Annotated in this window: 13 protein-coding genes and 1 tRNA gene; 3 read left to right on the plus strand and 11 right to left on the minus strand. The window is 73.4% G+C overall.

Annotation, left to right across the window (positions count from 1 at the left end; translation table 11 throughout):
* Positions 1-6 precede the first annotated feature (6 nt).
* The 6 genes from AAEM63_RS13020 to AAEM63_RS13045 all read right to left on the minus strand — a co-directional run bounded on the left by AAEM63_RS13020 (position 7) and on the right by AAEM63_RS13045 (position 10,318).
* Complete coding sequence (locus AAEM63_RS13020; protein WP_341358682.1) at positions 7-1,086, minus strand: LacI family DNA-binding transcriptional regulator; 1,080 nt, start codon at positions 1,084-1,086, stop codon at positions 7-9.
* A 269-nt stretch (positions 1,087-1,355) separates the two neighbouring features.
* A complete protein-coding gene (gene mobF, locus AAEM63_RS13025) occupies positions 1,356-4,904 on the minus strand; it encodes a MobF family relaxase (protein WP_341358683.1) in 3,549 nt (1,182 codons plus the stop codon).
* Between the two features lie 621 nt (positions 4,905-5,525).
* Positions 5,526-6,722, minus strand: a complete 1,197-nt coding sequence (locus AAEM63_RS13030; protein WP_341358684.1) for a tyrosine-type recombinase/integrase — start codon at positions 6,720-6,722, stop codon at positions 5,526-5,528.
* A 6-nt stretch (positions 6,723-6,728) separates the two neighbouring features.
* On the minus strand, positions 6,729-6,956 hold the full coding sequence (locus AAEM63_RS13035; RefSeq protein WP_341358685.1) for a helix-turn-helix domain-containing protein: 228 nt from the start codon (positions 6,954-6,956) through the stop codon (positions 6,729-6,731).
* Positions 6,957-7,137: 181 nt separating this feature from the next.
* Positions 7,138-7,211, minus strand: a tRNA-Met gene (locus AAEM63_RS13040).
* A gap of 71 nt (positions 7,212-7,282) precedes the next feature.
* Positions 7,283-10,318 carry a UPF0182 family protein gene (locus AAEM63_RS13045; protein ID WP_341358686.1) on the minus strand — a complete coding sequence of 1,012 codons (3,036 nt, stop codon included), beginning with the start codon at positions 10,316-10,318 and terminating at the stop codon, positions 7,283-7,285.
* Between the two features lie 155 nt (positions 10,319-10,473).
* On the opposite strand from AAEM63_RS13045, the gene AAEM63_RS13050 reads away from it, so the two are divergent.
* Entirely contained in the window at positions 10,474-11,031 is a 558-nt protein-coding gene (locus AAEM63_RS13050; protein WP_341358687.1) for a PPA1309 family protein, read from the plus strand.
* Between the two features lie 46 nt (positions 11,032-11,077).
* Here the strand turns inward: AAEM63_RS13050 and AAEM63_RS13055 are convergent, their stop codons facing one another.
* Positions 11,078-12,223, minus strand: a complete 1,146-nt coding sequence (locus AAEM63_RS13055) for a S16 family serine protease (protein WP_341358688.1) — start codon at positions 12,221-12,223, stop codon at positions 11,078-11,080.
* A 277-nt stretch (positions 12,224-12,500) separates the two neighbouring features.
* Between AAEM63_RS13055 and AAEM63_RS13060 the strand changes: the two genes are divergently transcribed.
* Positions 12,501-14,024, plus strand: a complete 1,524-nt coding sequence (locus AAEM63_RS13060) for a zinc-dependent metalloprotease (protein WP_341358689.1) — start codon at positions 12,501-12,503, stop codon at positions 14,022-14,024.
* An 86-nt stretch (positions 14,025-14,110) separates the two neighbouring features.
* Positions 14,111-15,145 carry a thiamine biosynthesis protein ThiF gene (locus AAEM63_RS13065; protein ID WP_341358690.1) on the plus strand — a complete coding sequence of 345 codons (1,035 nt, stop codon included), beginning with the start codon at positions 14,111-14,113 and terminating at the stop codon, positions 15,143-15,145.
* A 36-nt stretch (positions 15,146-15,181) separates the two neighbouring features.
* Here AAEM63_RS13065 and AAEM63_RS13070 read toward each other — a convergent pair whose 3' ends face one another.
* From AAEM63_RS13070 to AAEM63_RS13085, 4 genes are all read right to left on the minus strand, one after another.
* Complete coding sequence (locus tag AAEM63_RS13070; RefSeq protein ID WP_341361369.1) at positions 15,182-15,448, minus strand: WhiB family transcriptional regulator; 267 nt, start codon at positions 15,446-15,448, stop codon at positions 15,182-15,184.
* Between the two features lie 223 nt (positions 15,449-15,671).
* Positions 15,672-15,800, minus strand: coding sequence for a hypothetical protein (locus tag AAEM63_RS13075; protein WP_341358691.1), 129 nt, complete (start codon positions 15,798-15,800; stop codon positions 15,672-15,674).
* A gap of 145 nt (positions 15,801-15,945) precedes the next feature.
* Positions 15,946-17,979, minus strand: coding sequence for an ATP-dependent DNA helicase UvrD2 (locus AAEM63_RS13080; RefSeq protein ID WP_341358692.1), 2,034 nt, complete (start codon positions 17,977-17,979; stop codon positions 15,946-15,948).
* Positions 17,980-18,087: 108 nt separating this feature from the next.
* The gene (locus tag AAEM63_RS13085; protein ID WP_341358693.1) at positions 18,088-18,351 is read right to left on the minus strand and encodes a mycoredoxin; all 264 of its coding nucleotides are present in this window, start codon (positions 18,349-18,351) and stop codon (positions 18,088-18,090) included.
* Between the last annotated feature and the right edge of the window lie 73 nt (positions 18,352-18,424).

Below are 18,424 nucleotides of genomic sequence, written 5' to 3' on the forward strand. Positions count from 1 at the left end.
CCTTCGTCACGGTCGACCCGTGGACCGGCGGGAGCTGTCGCGCACGATCAGCTCTACGGGCAGGACACGGTGCGCCTGCGCACGGTCCTCACCGTGAAGCAGGGCGACCAGATCGGCCACCGCCTCCTGCCCAAGCTTGTGGTAGTCCTGCTGCACGGTCGTGAGGCGCGGCCGCAAGTAGCCCGACTCCTCGGTGTTGTCGAAGCCGACGACCAGGACGTCGTCGGGCACCGAGACCCCGGTGTCCGCGAGCGCCGAGAGCGCGCCGATCGCCATCCGGTCGTTGGCGACGAACAACGCGTCGACGTCCGCGCCGTCGATGAGTTCCCGGGCGGCCCGGTACCCGGACGACACGGACCAGTCCCCGCGCACCGACAGCCCCACCTGTAGGCCGTGCCGCTGCAGCGCCTCGAGCCATCCTGCGCGACGCTGCTCGGCCGAGGGCCAGTCCTCTGGACCTGCGATGTGGGCGATGCGACGGGCGCCCTGCTCGATCAGGTGCTCCGTTACGAGTGCTGCACCGCCCTGCTGATCCATGGTGATCGAGGGCAACGCGCCGTGCCCCGCGCCCTCCACCACGATCGTGGGTACGCCGATCGCCATGGCCGCCAGCGCCCGCTCGCTTTCGCGCGTGGGAGCGAGGGCGATGAGGCCTTCCGCCTCCCGGAAGGGGTCGAGCCTCGAAAAGGAGCTCTTCGTCGCGGCCTCGAGCGACGGTATCGTCGCGACCGAGACGTGATAGCCCGCATCCTGCACCGCGCTCTGGAGCACGAACGACAAGGACGCCGGGCTAAAGATCTCGGCCAGGGTCAGGATGCCGATAGTGTGCGAGCGCCGAGTCGCCAACGCCCGGGCGGCATGGCTGGGCTCGAAACCCAGATCGAAGATCGCTCGGACGACACGGTCCCGGGTGCGGGCGTGCACGGCGCCGGCGCCCGCGCCGTTCAGCACCCGCGAGACGGTGGCACTCGAGACGCCGGCCTTGGCCGCGACGTCGCGGATGGTGGCCCGGCCGACCTCGCCGTGCCGGCCGTCGATCACCCTCGACGTCGACGCAGCGACCTGCACCTCAGGCTCGTCCTCCACCTCGGTGCCCCCCCCCTCTCATCACCTCGCTACCAAGACCGACTCTGATTCGCGTGCAGCATACTGTAACCGGTTCCAGTTTCGGTACTCGCCCTCCGGCCCGTTGGTCACGAACACCGGCCGTGGTCTCGGTGAGCCAACCGTTGGCGATACTGATGACAGCAACTGCAGTTTGACGCGGTCCATGACAGCGGCCCGGCCACTGGGCGCGGCCTCCGAATCCCCGTGCAAAGCCGACGATGCCGCCGTCGCAGGCGAAAACCGCGAACCTAGAGGCTTCGCCCGTGCGTGCGAGCACCGCGCGGTCCAGTCCCCGGCGCCCGGGTGAGGGCTCGGGCGCGGTGCAGTGCGTCGGCGGCGTGACGCCGGTCGCGTTCCTGGGCGAGGGTCTGGGTCGAGGGTCCGAGCGGCGCGGGACCGGTGATGGTGTACCGGTCGCGGTAGGCGGCGACGACGGCCAGCTCGGCGAGCCACCGTTCCCGGCCGCCTCCCGCCGGCCGCTCACCGATGCGGCACACCCACGGCGCCCGGTCGCGCACCGCGGCCTCGGCGAGGCCTCGGGCGCGGGTCTCGATGAGCTCGCGGCGTTCGGCCAGGGCGCGGGCGGCGTCGGCGGGCAGCGGCCCGGTCACGGCCGGGATGAGTCCGGCGATGAGGTCCGGGGTCGTGCCGGGTGCGGGTCGCCGGGTGGCTCGGGCGAGGCGGGTGGTGAGGACGGCGGCGATGTCGTCGGCGTCGAGCAGGGTGCGCTGGGCGACCAGGCGTGGCAGGAGGGTGTCGAGGTCGTGGTGGTTGGCCTCGGCGCGGCGCAGCTCCGCGGTGAGGACGGCGAAGGCCTCGGACGAGGTGATCTGGTCGGCTTCGGCCGGCGTAAGTCCCCCCGCGCTGATGAGGGTGTCGGTGACGAGCCTGGTCCAGCGGCTCTGTTGGGCGGTGGTGACGATGGTCTCGTACTCGGCCGCGAGCTGGGCGATGCTCGTCCAGCTCTCTTGCTCGGCGGTGATGGTCTGGTGGGCGGAGAGCTCGAGCCCGGAGTGGTTGAGCACCCCGAACAGCACGGTCCGCGCGGAGGTGTCCGCCTCGGCGGGGGTGGCATGGAGGGGGTCGGGCTGGTCGAGGGCGACGTAGGCGGTGTTGGCGAGGCGGCCGCGGGTCATGGACACGTAGAGGTTCTCGCGGGTGGTCAAGGCGGAGACGACCACGTGCGCGGTGTCGACGGTCAGGCCCTGGGCGCGGTGGGCGGTGACGGCGTAGCCGAGGTCGACGTACCGGCCGACGTACCCGGCAGGGAGCGTCACCCGCGCGCCCTCTCCGGGCCGGCGGACCTCGAGCGTGCCGTCGTGTCGGACGTGGGTGACGGTCCACCGGTCGCCGTTTCGGACCCACGCGCCCGGGCCGGTGCGGAGGCGACGGTCGTTGCGGCGGGTGATGACCACATCACCCACGGATGCGCGTGCCTCGTCGCGCAACCGGACCTCGCGGCCGGTGGCGGTCAGGCCCTGCTGGATGCGTTCGGCGCGGGCGCGCTCGTTGAGCTGCCGTACGGACTCCGCGGCCTCGGTCACCAGGATGGACGACCGGCCGGCGGCCAGGTCGTCCTGCCACGCCTGGTAGGCGGCGTCGGTCATGGCCTCGGTGGTCCCCTCGACGATCCGGCCGTGGCCCGCGTATGCGTCGATCGCGGCCGGGTCACCGTCGCGCAGGGCGAGGGAGGCGTCCTTCTCCCACGCGTGGACGAAGCGCCGCACCTCCACCAGCTGTGCCAGGTCGCCGCCGCGGGCCTGGGCGAGCATGTTGAACGCGCCGCCGGCGTCGACGGACTGCAGCTGGGCCGGGTCCCCGACGAGGACGACCTTCGCGCCGACCTCGCCGGCGCGGGTCACGATGGTCTCCAGGGTGCGGGTAGAGGCCAGGGTGGCCTCGTCCAGGATGACGAGCTGGCCCGGGCGGAAGTCCGCCCTACCACGGGCGTGGTCGTGCACCCATTTCGCGGTGTTCTCGCACCCGATGCCGATGTCCTCGGCGAGCACCTGCGCGGCGGCGGCCGACGGCGCCATCCCGATCACGGACCCGGGCCCGTGCGCCGTGGTCCAGGCACCGGCCAGGGCGGCCATCGCGGTGGACTTCCCGGTCCCGGCCGGACCGACCAACAGATCCAGGCGTCGGCCCGAGGTGAGGATCTGCGTGATCGCGGCGGCCTGCTCCCCGCCGACCACCACACCGTCACCCCGGCCGCCCTGCACGGTCTCGACGATGGGTGGCGGGACGACGAGCGCCGGTTCGTGGTCCTCGGCCAGGGCGAGCAGCCGGTCCTCCGCGGCGAGCAGACGCTCGCTCGAGTAGTACGTGGAGTGCCGCGGCCGCAGGGTGCTGGTGCCGTCGTCGCGCCGCATCCCCGCCGGGGTGGACGCGACCTCGGCCGGGGTGAGCGGGACCGACCGCCGGGTGGCGGCGTCGGTGATGAGCGCGATCGCCTGTTCGCGGTCCGCGGCCGACTGGAAGCGCCAGCCCATGGTGCGCCGCGAGGCCTCGGCCCAAAGGTTCCAGAGCCGCCAGGTCGACCGCCGCTCCGCCACCGCGTCCACGACGTCGGCGGCGGCCTGGTCGATCAGGAACATCGGCACCGACTCCCCGGTGAGGACCGGCACCGGCTGCATCGTGGTGAGGGTGCGCGCCCACTCGGTCGGGTCACCGCCCACCAGGTCCCGCGCGCGCGTCCGCCACTCGGCCGTCAGCTCCGACAACGCCCGGACGGTCTTCTCAGGCCGGGTCTCCAGGGTGGCCGCCGCGCGCAGCTGCACGATCCGTCGGCCGGACGGGCGGCGGCCGTGCGCGGCCACGTAGGCGGCGATCTTCGCATCGGTGGCGACGTCGATCGCCCGGGCCCGGCTGGAGAACTGCCCGATCAGAGCTTCACTGACGCCGCGGATCTCCCACTGGCCGGTGCGGTCCACGCCACGGTCGCGCCGCTCCCACGACAGCCCGAACGAGCCCGTGAGCCGGTCGGCCAGCACCGCGTTGTAGTGCTCGGACAGGCCGACCATCGCGTGGTGGACGGCCCGGGAGTCCAAGGTCCGCCACCGCCCATCGTGGGCGGTCATCACCTTGTTCGACACCACGACGTGGGTGTGGAGCTGGGGGTCGTTCGCGCGGGAGTCCCAATGGTCATACGCCGTCGCGGCGACCCCGACGACGGGCACCTGCGCGATCCCGGCGTGCCCGGTGCGGGTGGCGGCGACCTCCCGCTCGAAGAGGTCGAGTACCTGCGCCACGGCGGCGTGGTGGGCCTCGACGATCAGCTCCTGGGTATTCGCGTCAGCCAGGCCCCACAGCACCGACACCGACTTCGGCACCGAGAACGTCAGATCAAACCCCGCGGTCGCGGTCTGCGGCCCCCGGACGGCCTGCTCGCCCTGGATCCGGGTCACCTCGGCGTCGAACTCCCCCGCCAGCAGGGCCCGGTCCACCCGCGCGGTCAGCGCCGCCGTCCGCTCCGCCACGCTCGGGTACTCCCGGAACGGCCGGCCCAGGCTGGCCCCCGTGACCGGGTCGCTCCCGCGCCCCAACAGCATCTGCAGCTGCTCCGGTGTCACCGCCATGCCCGGGCGCAGCTCCCCAGCCCCGAAGAAGACGACCCCCGTGCCCAGCCACACCCCAGGCGGGGTACCCGCCTCGGTGAAGTACCGCGTAAACCCGGCCGCCCGGACGGCGTCGCCGTCGCCCTGCACCACCGACCGCAGCAGATACCCGTACCCCTTCCCCGCCGAGACCACCCGCATCGAGACCGTCACACCCACCAGGTGCGCGACCCAATCCACCTCGGGTGCCAGAGGTGTGAGGACCACCACCGGCGACCCGTCCCGGACCACGCCGACCGGGCGGCCGGCACGCGGACAAGCCGTCCACGCGAAGGTCGGCTCCGCCACGCCTCTCCGGGTGACACCGGACGGACGGCACGTCGGTGGTACGGGCCTCTGGCGTCGTGGGCACACCTGGTAGTCGAACGGGCCTTCTCGGACGTTGTCGCCGGCGTGGGCGCGCTGGTCGACGAGCTACCGCAGGAAGGCGGAGAGGAGTGACCTCAGTCCGGTCGCCAACACGCGGCGACCTTCTCCCCGTACGCACCGTGACCTGGGCGGATATGCGCCGTCATGGTGCGTACGGGGTGCGTACGGGGTGCGTACGGGGTCAGGCACCCCGTACGTTCTCGGCAACGCACCCACGCGAGAGTAAGACCCATGGAACCCGCGATCGCACACATGAGCTGGACGCCGGCAACGCGACGCTCGCCGACGACCGCACCCGTGGGGGAAGAGAGCGGTGGTGACGACTCGTCACGACCGCAGACGCGGCCACCATCCCCGGGTAAGTGCGCGGTGGGGCCGGCACCTCGGGGGAAGAGAGCGGTGGTGAGGACTCCTCACGACCACGTCGGGCGTTCACTTCTCGTCGTTGCTGTCACGAGGAGCGAGTGACTCGAGGATCTCGGCGGTCACCGGGTTCACCTTCTCGTCAGGCTCGATGTAGTGCTCCTTAGTGATCTGGGATGAGGTGTGGCCGAGCATCTCGGCCGCGAGGTCCGCACCGCCCGCCCGGTCGATCACCGTCGCGACGGTCCGACGGAACGAGTGCGGCGTGACACCGGCGATGCCGGCCTCGTCCAGGATGGCGCGCAGACGCCGGCGCACGTTGTTGGTCGTCAATGGGGTGTGGTTGCGGCTGAAGAAGATCAGGTGCTCCGGGTCCTCGGCGACGAGCGCGACGAGCCGCTGGCGCAGCACCTCAGCGGTGAACGACGGCACAGCGACGGTTCGGGCCGACTTCGCCGTCTTGGGGTGCGGCTGCCGGTGGGTCGGCTTACCTGTCGGCGAGACGATCGTCCCGCTGAGCCGGACGGTGGCGGGCGAGACGGTGACGTCGACGTCACACTTGCGGATCGCCAGCACCTCGCCGATCCGGGCCGAGGTGCCGAGCATGACCTCGATGATCTGGTCGAGCTGGCCGTCCGGCGGTGGTCCGGGCATCCCGGGCTCTCGGCGCCATCCCCGCACCGCGGCCCGGATCGCGTCGACCTGGTCCAGGGTCAGGGCCATCGCCCGAGTCGGCGGCTTCCTGAGCCGGGCCGTGTCCCGGACCGGGTTCTCCCTGAGCGCGTCGTAGCGGACCGCCAGGCCGAGGGCGAGGCTGAGGACGGTGCGCGCCTGCTTGGCCATGCTGTAGCTCCTGGTCGTGGCCAGCGCTTTGATGAACCTGTCGACCCTGCGGACGCTGATCTCGCGCAGCGTGTAGTGCTCGAAGGCCGGCATCACCAGCTGCCGCATGTTGCGTTCGTAGAGCGCCCTGGTGCTCGGCGCGAGCTTGCCCTCGAGATCGAGGTCCTCGAGCCAGATGTCGACGAGGTGCCCGAAGGAGGTGTCGGGGGTCAGCTCGCCGGTCCCGGTGGCGTAGTCGGCCCGGCCGGCGAGCTTCTCCTTCAGGCGATGCTCTGCCGCCTTGCGCGTGGTGCCGCTGGCCTCGACCCGCCGGAGCCGACCGTCGAGGTCTCTGACGCGCACCCGGGCTCGGACCACCCCGCCCGCCAGTGCGGTGAACTCGATGTCGCCGAACGTGCCGATCGGGGTGCGGGGCCGTGCCACCTCAGCTCACCTCGTCAGATGATCGCGTGGCGTCGCGGACCGCTGGGCGTCCACCCACGCCGCGACGTCCGAGACGGCGAACTTCAGGTGCCGGCCGACGCGGAACCCGCGCGGGCCGTGCCCGGTCTGGCGCCAGTCGTAGACCGTCCGGACGGGTACGCCGAGGTACTCGGCAAGGTCCTGGACGCCCAGGAGCGGGTCCAGCCCGCTCCACTGTGTCGTTGAGGTTCCCATGCCTGCCAGGTGCGCCGCACGCACCGTGGCAGCCGTGACACCCCGGCAGCGACCGGCGTCGACCGCACTGACGACCCGATCCGACCTCGACGTAGAGATCAAAGTGGAGGGTTTGTGGAGGGTGGATCAAATCTCTAGACACCTCAGGCCCGGGAATCCGCAGATTCCCGGGCCTGATTCGTAGCGGGGGCAGGATTTGAACCTGCGACCTCCGGGTTATGAGCCCGGCGAGCTACCGAACTGCTCCACCCCGCGTCGGTGACTCCAGGTTACGTCCCCGGCTCCTCGCGGAGCAAATCGTGGGGCCGTGCCCTGGGTCACACGGCTCAGCCCTGGGCGGCCTCCTCGGTGGGCTCCGCCGTCGGCTCGGCGGTGGCCTCGCCGTCGGGCGCGACCTCCCCGGTCGCCTCGGCGATCTCGGCCTCGGCGGCGAGCGCGTCCTCGATGGCGGACTGGAGGCGCTGCTGCGCCTCGCCGTAGGCCGTCCAGTCGCTCTCCGCGAGAGCGGTGTTGCCGTCGGCGATCGCCTGCTGGGCCTCGGCCAGGGCGTCGGTGAGGCGCTCCTGGGCGGCGGCGGGGACCTCGGTGGTGCCCTGGGGCTCCTCGCCCGCAGGGGCGTCCTCCGGCGGGGCCACCTCGGCGTCGCCGGCCTCGGCACCGGAGTCGCCGCCGAAGACCTCGTCGAGGGCCTCGTCGAGCGTCGACGCGAAGCCGATCTCGTCGCCGAAGGAGACGAGCACGCGCTGCAGGAGGGGGTAGGACGTGCCCTGGGCCGACTGGACGTAGACGGGCTGGACGTACAGCAGGCCGCCACCGACGGGCAGGGTGAGGAGGTTGCCGAGCTGGACGTCGGAGTTGCCCTGCCGCAGCAGGTTCAGCTCCGAGGAGACGCCCGGGTTGGAGTTGAAGTTGTTCTGGACCTGGCCGGGACCGGGCACGGTGAGGTCCGAGGGCAGCTCGAGCAGACGCATCTGCCCGTAGTCCTCGCGCACCTCGCCGGCGGCGTCCCCTGTCTCGGAGTCCACGGCGAGGAACCCGGTGAGGATGTTGCGGTCGGTCTGGCCACCCGGGATGAAGCTCGACGTCAGGGAGAACTGCGCCTCGTCCTGGGCGGGCATCTGCATCGTGAGGTAGTACGGCGGCTGCGGCACCCCGGCGGCGGCCGTCGGGTCGGTCGGGATGTTCCAGAAGTTCGACCCGGAGTAGAACGAAGCCGCGTCGGTGACGTGGTACTGGCTGAGGAGCTGCCGCTGGACCTTGAACAGGTCCTCGGGGTAGCGCAGGTGGCTCATGAGGTCGCCGCTGATGTCCTCGACCGGCTGGACGTGGTCGCCGAAGATGTTCTGCCAGGTGTCCAGGATCGGGTCGTCCTCGTCCCACTCGTAGAGGGTGACGTCGCCGTCGTAGGCGTTGACGACCGCCTTGACCGAGTTGCGGATGTAGTTCACCTGGGCCGGCGCCACGCCGACGGCGGCCGGCACCCCGTTGACCGTGGTGAGGGAGTCCGTCGTCGCCTCCTCGAGGGACTCGCGCGCGGAGTAGGGGTAGTCGTTCGTCGTGGTGTACCCGTCGACGATCCAGACCAGCTCCTTCGGCGTGGCCTCGTCACCGTCCATGTCGACGACCGCCGGGTAGGCCTTGGCGTCGAGGGTGAGGTACGGGGCGACCTTGGACACGCGCTGGTGCGGGTCGCGGTCGAAGAGGATCTGCGACTCCTCGGTCACCCGGTCGGAGAAGAGGATCTGCATGTCACCGAACTTCAGCGCGTAGAGGAGCTTCGCGGCGAAGTTGCCGATCGACGGCCCGCCGTCGCCGGTGTAGGTGTTGTTGACCGCGCCGTTGGGAGCGTCGTCGTCGGGGTAGTCCAGCTCCCACGGGTCGGTGCCCTCGGGCGCCCCCACGATGGAGTAGTCGGGGCTGAACTGGCCGAAGTAGACCCTCGGCTCGTACTCGCCGAGCTCACCGGTGCTCGGGATGCCCTGCTGGAAGAACGCCGGCCGCCCGTCCGAGCGCGTGGTGTTGCCGTACGCGGCCACCACGCCGAACCCGTGGGTGTAGACGGTCTTGTCGTTGACCCAGGTCCGCTGCTCCGCCCCGAGGCCGTCCTGGTTGAGCTCGCGGACGGCGATGACGGTGTCGCGGCTCTCGCCGTCGATCTCGTACCGGTCCACCGCCAGGGTGGTCGGGAACCCGTAGTACTGCCGGTTCTGCTGGAGCTGGTTGAACGTCGGCGAGACGATCTGCGGGTCCAGCAGGCGGATGGAGGCGGTGGACTGGCTGTCCTCACGGAGCTGGCCGGCCTCGGCCTCGGTGGTGGCCGAGTACGTCTCGACCTCGATGTCCTGCAGGTCGTAGGCGGCGAGGGTGCCGTCGATGTTGCGCTGGATGAACTCCCGCTCGAGCTCGATCGCGTTGGGCTCGACCTGGAAGCGCTGAACGACGGCGGGGTAGGCGGAGCCCACGACGATCGCGGAGACGATCATGACCCCGATGCCCGCGACCGGCAGCCGCCAGGTGCCGCGGAAGGCGGCGACGACGAAGAGCACGGCGACGACGACAGCGATGCCGGCGAGGATCGCCTTGGCCGGGATGTTGGCGTTGACGTCGGTGTAGGACGCCCCCGCGAAGCGGGCGTTCTCCCCCACCAGCACGGAGTACCGGTCGAGCCAGTAGCTGGCCGCGATGAGCAGGACGAACACCGCCGCGAGGATGCCCAGGTGCAGACGGGCGGCCGGGGAGATGCGCTGGGCGCGCGGCGCCAGGGAGATCCCGCCGTAGAGGTAGTGGGTCACCACGGCCGCGGCGGCGGAGAGGAACACCACGGTCATGAGGAAGGAGATGAGCATCCGGATCACCGGCAGGGTGAAGACGAAGAAGCCGATGTCCAGCCCGAACTGGGGGTCGTTGATCCCGAACTGCTCACGGTTGAGGAACGTCAGCACCTCGCGCCACTGGGCGGACAGCGACGACCCGGCGAACAGGCCCAGGACCAGCGGCGCGCCGATCATGATGAGACGGCGCAGCGGCTCGATCGACTCGCGGTACTTGTCGAGGTTGCGCTCCTCCGGCGTCGTCGGCGGGTAGACCTGCCGCTGGGAGTAGGCGAGGTGGAGGTTGAGCCACACCGCCCCGCCCATGAGCAGGAAGCCGACGGCGAACAGCGCCGCGCGGGTGGTCCACTCACGGATGAGGACGTCGGTGAAGCCGAGCTGGTTGAACCACTGGACCTCGGTCCACACCTGGGCGAGCCCCATGACGACGGCCGCGAGGACGGCGAGGACGACGATCGTGGGGACGAGCGCCCCCCGCCGCGGCGCGGGTCCGTTCTGGCTCGGTGGACGGGGGACGGATGGGGACGTCACGGAGCAGCACCTCAGCTGATTGGTCGAGCATGATGGGGACGGGCGCCTCGCGCGCGTGCCCTGCGTGCTCAACGTGCCGCCCGGGTCCTAGGTTCCCACACCGGCGACGCTTTCCGGCGCGGCCCGACCGCCGGTGGGTAGGCGATCATGGGGTCATGACCGACGCCCCCCAGCTGCCCACGCCCCGCCTCCAGGCCCTGCGCACGGCCGTGCGCGACATCGAGCGCCACGTCGCCGGCCTGGGCTGGGACTCCCCCGTCCTCGTCTTCGCCCTCGTCAACACCGCCGGGGCGCTGGCCGCCAACCCGGCCCTCGAGCGGGACCTGCCCACCGACGCCGTCCTGGCCGCCCAGGAGGACCCCGAGCACCTCACCAGCATCGAGCAGGACGGCCTGCCCGAGTCCGCCACCCTCGAGGAGCTCCTCGGCCGGCTCGCGTGGCCTGAGGAGGTCGACGGCGCCGCGATCGTCGTCGAGCGCATGGTCGTGCCGCCGGAGGCCGAGTCGGGGATGCCCCGCGAGGCCGACGCCGCGGTGGAGTACCTCATGGCCCACCCCGACCGGCAGGACGTGCGGATCGCCGCGGGCGTGCTGCGCACCGGGGAGTCGTGGTGTGCGCTGCGCACCCGGGCCAACGACTCCGACGAGGAGGTGGGTGGCTCTCCCGACGCCGTGCCCGGCCTGGTCGAGGCGCTGCGCGACACCTTCCGCTGACGGGGCGCCGCCGTCCGGGCGCCGCCGTCGGTCGAGGCCGCGGGGCCTATCCCGGGCAGGAGGGCAGGTCCTCGCCGCCGCCCGTCCCGATCTCCTCGACGGCGGCCCGGGCCTCGGCGAGGGTGCCCACCGGCACCACGCGCAGGCCGGCGGGGACGTGCCCGACGACCTCGGCGCAGTTGCCCGCGGGGGCGAGGAACCACTCGGCGCCGTCGCGGCGGGCACCGACGAGCTTCTGGCGGATGCCGCCGATGGCGCCGACCTCGCCGGCGAGGTCCACGGTGCCGGTCCCGGCGACGACCTCCCCACCGGTCATCTCGCCCGGCGTGAGGGTGTCGACGATCCCGAGGGCGAACATGGTCCCGGCGCTCGGGCCGCCGATGTTGTCGATGTCGAACGAGACGTCGACGGGCAGCTCGACGTCCGGCAGCAGGCCCACCCCCAGGATGCTGCCCCGCGGCGCCTCGACGTCGGGGGCGGTCACCGGGGCGCTCGTGGTGACCTCGACGACCTCCGCCGTCCCGTCCCGGTCCACGCCGACCCGGACCACCGTGCCCGGGGGCGTGACGTCCAGGACGCCGACGAGGTCGGCGAAGTCGGCCACGTCGGTGCGCGCCTCGCCGGCGGGCTGGACGGAGGTGATGACGTCGCCGGGGCGGATGACGCCGTCGGCGCCCGAGCCCTCGGCGACCTCACCCACGGTCATGACCATGGGGACGTCGTAGCCGACCTCGGTCAGCGCCGCGACGGTGGCGTTCGTCTGCGAGGAGGTCATCTGGGCCGAGGACTGGTCCTCCAGCTGCTCGCGGGAGACGCCCTCGGGGTAGACCGCCTCGCGCGGGAGGACCACCTCGGTGCCGTCGAGCCACGCCCCGAGGGCCCGCAGAGCGCTCACCGGGCGGAAGCCCGGGCCCCCGAGGTAGGAGACGGTGGTCAGGCGCAGCTCGCCGCTCGTGGGGTAGGTCTGCGCGCCGTCCACCGTGATGAGCGGCTCGCCGTCGTGCTCGGCGAGGGTGTCGACCGTCGGTCCGGGCTGCTGGACGACGTAGGGCAGCGGGACCATGGCCATGACGAGGAGCAGCAGGGCCACCAGGGCGCCGGAGACGACGAGGGTCACCGCGCGCCGGGGCACGAGGGGCTCGCCGTCGCGGGGCCCGACCCCTCCTGCGGCGGCGGTCTCCTGCTCGATCACCGGGACATCATGCCCCACCTGTCTGGGAGCAACCCGGGGGCTGCCCGGGAGGATGCCGGGAGCCACGGACGGCCTCGCCGGGAGGATGCCGGGAGCCACGGACGGCCTCGCCGCGAGGAGGCCGAGATCAACGGACCGGCCTCGCCGCGAGGATCCGGGAGCTCCTGTCCCGCTCGGCAGGTGCGCCCTGAGCGAACCGGGCCCGCCCGGCGGGTCCCGGCCGGGCCCCGCCGGGACCCCGGCGGTTACCGTGGTGGTCCACGACCAAGGAGCAGCGATGAGCCAGCACCCCGACCAGCCGGCCGGCGGCGAGCCCGAGAGCTGGGAGCAGCTCCTGCGCTCGATGATGGGACCGGAGGCGGCAGCCGAGGCGATGCGCGCGATGCGCGCGTCCGGCCTGGACCCGGACGCCATGTCGAAGGCGGCCGGCCTGCCCACCGACCGCAACCAGCTGATGATGATGATCGGGCAGATGCAGCAGCTGCTCGCCTCCGGCGGGGGCGGCCCGGTCAACTGGGACCTGGCCCAGTCCCTCGCCCGGCAGAGCGCCTTCGCCGGCGGCGACCCGGCCGTCACCGCCGCCCAGGCCGAGCAGGTGCGCTCGGCCCTGTCGGTGGCCGAGCTGTGGCTCGACGCGGCCACCGAGCTCGGCCCCGCCGGCGGCCGGCACGAGGCGTGGAGCCGGGCGGACTGGGTCGAGCGCACCCTGCCGGCGTGGAAGGGCCTCTCCGAGCCGGTGGCGACGTCGCTCTCCCAGGCGCTGGTGGACACCATCGCCGCTCAGGCGGAGCACCTTCCCCCCGAGGTCCGCGCCATGGCCGAGCAGGTGGGCGCGGCGCAGGGCATGCTCCGCCAGCTCGGCGGCGCCGTCTTCGGGATGCAGCTGGGCCAGGCCGTCGGCGCGCTGGCACGCGAGGCCTTCGGCACCTCCGACACCGGGCTGCCGCTGGTGGAGGAGCCGGTGGTCGCCCTGGTCCCGGCCAACGTCGCGGAGTTCGCCGAGGGCCTGGACGTCCCGGCCGACGAGGTGCGCCTCTTCCTCGCGGTCCGCGAGGTCGCCCACGCCCGCCTCTTCACCCACGTGCCGTGGCTGCGCGGGCACCTGCTGGGCATCGTCGCCTCCTACGCCCGTGAGATCACCATCGACACCGGCGCGATGGAGGAGGCGGTCCGAGGCATCGACCCGACGGACCCCGAGCAGCTCCGCGAGGCCTTCTCCGGTGGCGTCTTCGCCCTCGACCGGTCCCCCGCGCAGGAGGCGGCCCTGGTCCGTCTTGAGACGGCGCTCGCGCTCGTCGAGGGGTGGGTCGAGGAGGTGACGGCCCAGGCGGTCGCACCGCACCTGCCCGCCGGGGTGCCGCTGCGCGAGATGCTGCGCCGGCGCCGGGCCAGCGGCGGACCGGCCGAGCAGACCTTCGCCAGCCTCGTCGGGCTCGAGCTGCGGCCCCGGCGGCTGCGCGAGGCCGCCACGCTGTGGGCGAGCCTGGGCGCCCAGCGGGGCGTGGCCGACCGCGACGCGCTCTGGTCGCACCCCGACCTCATGCCCACGCCGGAGGAGCTGGACGACCCGGGCGGGTTCGTCACCTCGCGCCAGGCCGCGCGCGATGCCGAGCACGACGTCGACGAGGCGCTCGCCGCCCTCCTCGACGGCACGCTCGCCGGCGGCGGCGGGGACCGCGGCCCGGACGATGCCACCGAGCAGGCCGGTGAGGCCACGGAACCGGACGCACCAGGCGACGCGACCGGCGGCGCACCGGGCGACGAGACCGGCGACGAGACCGGCGGCCCGCCCCGCGCCTGAGCCTGTGGACGAGCCCGGCGGGCCGGGCCCGTGGCGTGCCACCGTTCCTCCCGTACGCCGGGCCGCCGGCGGGAGGGAGGGGCACGGTGCGACTGCGACCCGGCCTGACGGTCCTGTGGCGCCGCCCCGGCGAGAGCCAGGTCGGCACGGACCCGCGCTGCGCCGTCGTCCTGGAGGGGCTGACCGAGGGCGAGCAGTGGCTCGTGGAGGCGCTGCGGCGCGCCCCGACAGCAGCGGACCTGCTGCGGCTGGGCCGCACGCGCGGGGTCCCGCCCGAGCGGGTGCGCGAGCTCACGGACCTGCTCGAGCGCTCCGGCGTCCTCGACCCCTCCGACGCCCCGGGGCGCGACCCGGTCGCGCCCGAGGAGGCCTACTGGTCGCGACTACGGACGGACGGCGACGGCGCGGCCGTCATGGCGACGCGGGCGGCCGCGCGGGTGGCGGTGCGCGGGGTCGACCGGCTGGGGATGTCGCTGGCGGTGACGCTGGCCGCCTCGGGTGTCGGCACGCTGCTCCTCGACGACGACGCACCCGTGACCCCCGCGGACCTGGGGGTCTTCCACCCGCGGGACGTGGGCCGTCCGCGGGGGCGGTGCGGGACCGAGCACCTGCGGTCGGCGTTCCCCACGCTGCGCACCTCGGCCCCGCCGGGCACGCGCCCGGACGTCCTGGTGGCGGTCTCCTACGGCGTTCCCGACCCGGTGCGGCTGCGTCCGCTGCTGCGCGAGGACGTCGTCCACCTCCCGGTGGTCGTCGGGGACGTCGACGTCGTGGTGGGACCCCTGGTGGTGCCCGGTCAGGGGCCGTGCACCCGCTGCCTCGACCTGCACCGCACCGACGCCGACGATGCGTGGCCGGCGCTCGCCACCCAGCTGCGGGTCGCGCCGCAGCCGGGCACGGAGGTCACCGTCGCGGCGCTGGGCTCGGCGCTGGCGGCCCACCAGGTCCTGGCCGCGATCGACGGCCGGGAGGTCGGCGTCGCCGCCGCGAGCCTGGAGGTCAGCGCGCTGGACCCGGTGCCCGTGGTGCGCCGCTGGACCGTGCACCCTCGGTGCGGGTGCGACCGGGTCGGGGAGGACGCGCGGACGCCGGTGGCCGCCGGGGCGCTCGGCCCCGGCTGACCACCGGCGTCACGCTGCCCTCGCGGGCGGGTCCGCTCAGGCGACGATGTCCTGCTTGCGTGGCCGGCCGCGGCCGCGCTTGCGGGCGACGACGACGCCGTCGACGAAGACCTCGCCGCCCCACACGCCCCACGGCTCGGCGCGTTCGACGGCACCGGCGAGGCAGGCCTCGCGCACCGGGCAGGCCCGGCACAGGGCCTTGGCGCGCTCGACGTCGGCGGTGCGCTCGGCGAACCACAGGTCGGTGTCGTCCGCGACCTGGCAGGGGGTCGCGGCGGCCCCGGGCCGGCCCGGGGTGGACAGGACGCCCCAGCCGGGGTCGCCGGCGAAGTCGGGGGTCAGGTCCGCCGGGGCGGCCGGCCAGGTGGTGGATGATCCCTGGCTGATCTGGTCGAGAAGGGCGGTGAGCTGCACGAGCCTGCTCCTGATGCGTGTCGTCTGTTGTCCGGAGAGGGGCCGGGTGTCGTACGACGACGACGGCCGCGGTCCCAGGGGGAACGCGGCCGGAGCTCGTGCTGAACGAGGTCTAGATCCGGATCGCGGTCCCGAGGGTGGCGATGCGCAGCGTGCGCGGGCGCGCGCCAGCCACGGAGGTGCCGAGGCTGGGCGCGACGCTGAACCGAGCAATCGCGTACGTGGCGTTGGTGAGCATCACTCTCGAGCACCTCCTCCGGCGTGGGGGATCCTCTGTGCTGGCTAGGCAGGACCCGGTCGAATCGGACATGGGAAGCCTAGACCCGCGCCGGATCGGCGGGCAATCCTTTTTCGCGACGACTTTTCGGCAGGTCCCGCGGGCGCGCTCAGCGCGCGAGCCAGGCCTCGACGTCGACGTCCTCGCCCCGCACCACGGCGAGCACCTGGGGGCCGTACGCCTCCAGCTTGGTCGCCCCGATCCCCCGCAGGACGCCGAGCTGGCGCAGGTCCTTCGGCTTCGCCGTCGCGATCGCCTGAAGGGTCGTGTCGTGCAGGACCGTGTACGCCGGCTTGCTGATCGCCCGGGCGACGTCGCCGCGCCAGCCTCGCAGCCGCTCGAAGAGCTCGGCGTCGGCGGGGTTGTCCGAGAGGAAGGACTCGGTGCGGGCCCGGGCGGCGCCGCGCCGCGAGAGCCCGGCCCGGCCCGCGCCGGTGCCGTCGGGCCAGATGCCGTCGAGGAACCGCGAGCGCTTGCGCGAGGCGCGCCCGCCCACGGTGCGCGCCCGGGCGAAGGAGATCTGGAGGTGCTCCCGGGCCCGGGTGACCCCTACGTACAGCAGGCGGCGCTCCTCGGCGACGGCGTCGTCGCCCTCGGCCAGCGAGATCGGCAGCAACCCCTCGCTGACCCCGACGAGGAACACGGCGTCCCACTCCAGGCCCTTGGCGGCGTGGAAGGACGCCAGCGTGACGCCCGCGACGGTCGGTGCGTGCTGCGCCGCCATCCGGTCGTCGAGCTCGGCGACCAGCCCGGCCATGTCGGCGCCCCGGGCGGCGTGGAGGTCGTCGGCGAGGCCGACGAGGGAGTTGAGCGACTCCCAGCGCTCCCGCGCCGCGCCCCGCGCGGCCGGCGGGTCCTGCGCCCAGCCGACCGAGGAGAGCACGTCACGCACCGCCGCGGGCATCGGCTGCTCGGCGCTCGCCCGGACCGCACCGCGCAGCAGGACGATCGCCTCACGCACCTCGCGACGGGAGAAGAACCGCTCGCCGCCCCGGACGAGGTAGCCGATCCCGGCGTCGGCGAGAGCCTGCTCGAGCGCCTCGGACTGGCCGTTGGTGCGGTAGAGCACCGCGATCTCGGACAGGGCCACCCCCTCGCGCTCGAGGGCGGTGATGCGCTCGGCCACGCCGCGGGCCTCGGCCAGGTCGTCGTCGTAGGTCTCGAAGCGCACCGGCACCGAGGACGGGCGCTGGGCGACGAGCTCGACGGCGGCGGCGTTGCGGTGCCGCCCCGCGCGGGCCAGGACCTTGTTGGCCAGGTCCACCACCTGGGGCGTCGAGCGGTAGTCGCGCACGAGGCGCACCACGGCGGCGCCCTCGTACCGGCGCGGGAAGTCGGTGAGGTAGGCCGGGGTCGCCCCGGTGAAGGAGTAGATGGTCTGCGAGACGTCGCCGACGACGCAGAGCTCCCGTCGGCCCCCGAGCCACAGGTCGAGCAGGCGCTGCTGGAGCGGGGAGACGTCCTGGTACTCGTCCACGACGAAGTGGCGGTACTGCCGGCGGACCTCGGCCGCGACGTCGTCGCGCTCGAGGAGGACACCCACGAGGAGCAGGAGCACGTCCTCGAAGTCGATGACCCCGCGCTCGCCCTTGACGTCCTCGTAGACCGAGAGCAGCCGGGCGACGGTCGCGTGGTCGTGCCCCGCCACGGCCTCGCGGCCCGCCCGCGCCGCGCGCGCCACGTAGTCCTCGGCGGTGACGAGGGAGACCTTCGCCCACTCGACCTCGCCGGCGAGGTCGCGCACCGCCACCCGGTCGGCCCCGAGCCCGAGACGCCCCGCGGCCTCGGCGACGAGGGAGGCCTTGTGCTCGGCGATGCGCGGGAGCTGGCCGCCGACCGCCGTCGGCCAGAAGTAGGACAGCTGGCGCAGCGCGGCGGCGTGGAAGGTCCGCGCCTGAACGCCGCCGACCCCGAGGTCGCGCAGCCGCGAGCGCATCTCCCCCGCCGCCCGCGCGGTGAACGTCACGGCGAGGACGGTGCGGGGGTCGTAGGTGCCGGTGCGGACCCCGTTGGCGATCCGGTAGGTGATCGCGCGGGTCTTGCCCGTGCCGGCGCCGGCGAGGACGCACAGCGGGCCGGTGAGGTGGTCCGCGACGGCGCGCTGGTCGTCGTCGAGGGCTGCCAGGAGGTCGTCGGTGCTCATCACCGCCAGTGTCGCAGGACCCTCGGACACCGCGCTGCGCGCGTCCCCCGCCCGGCGGGGCCGGGCGCGTCCCCCGGGCGTGGTCGCCCGCATCGCCGCGCCGGCGGCTCAGGCGCTGAGGCGGCCCAGCCGGCGCGAGACCTCGGCGACCGAGGGGTTGGTCAGGGCCGAGCCGTCCGGGAAGACGACGGTGGGGACGGTCTGGTTGCCGTCGTTGACCGAGGCGACGAACGCCGCGGAGTCGGCGTCGTCCTCGATGTCGACCTCGACGTAGCTGACGCCCTCGGCGTCCATCTGCGACTTCAGGCGGCGGCAGTAGCCGCACCACGTCGTGGAGTACATCGTCACGGTGCCGGCGGCGGGGGTGGTCATGGAGGTCCTCTCGGTCGTTGTCATTTCAACATCCGTTCCGGTCCGATTCTTCCCGCACGCGGCCCGGCGCGCG

Origin of the sequence: Georgenia sp. M64, assembly GCF_038049925.1 — a bacterium.
Classification (GTDB): domain Bacteria; phylum Actinomycetota; class Actinomycetes; order Actinomycetales; family Actinomycetaceae; genus Georgenia.

What these genes read in the sequence shown, in the direction of transcription:
- AAEM63_RS13035 (WP_341358685.1), bottom strand. Translation starts at nt 6,956, where the DNA reads ATGGGAACCTCAACGACACAGTGGAGCGGGCTGGACCCGCTCCTGGGC.
- AAEM63_RS13050 (WP_341358687.1), top strand. Translation starts at nt 10,474, where the DNA reads ATGACCGACGCCCCCCAGCTGCCCACGCCCCGCCTCCAGGCCCTGCGC.
- AAEM63_RS13060 (WP_341358689.1), top strand. Translation starts at nt 12,501, where the DNA reads ATGAGCCAGCACCCCGACCAGCCGGCCGGCGGCGAGCCCGAGAGCTGG.
- AAEM63_RS13080 (WP_341358692.1), bottom strand. Translation starts at nt 17,979, where the DNA reads ATGAGCACCGACGACCTCCTGGCAGCCCTCGACGACGACCAGCGCGCC.
- AAEM63_RS13085 (WP_341358693.1), bottom strand. Translation starts at nt 18,351, where the DNA reads ATGACCACCCCCGCCGCCGGCACCGTGACGATGTACTCCACGACGTGG.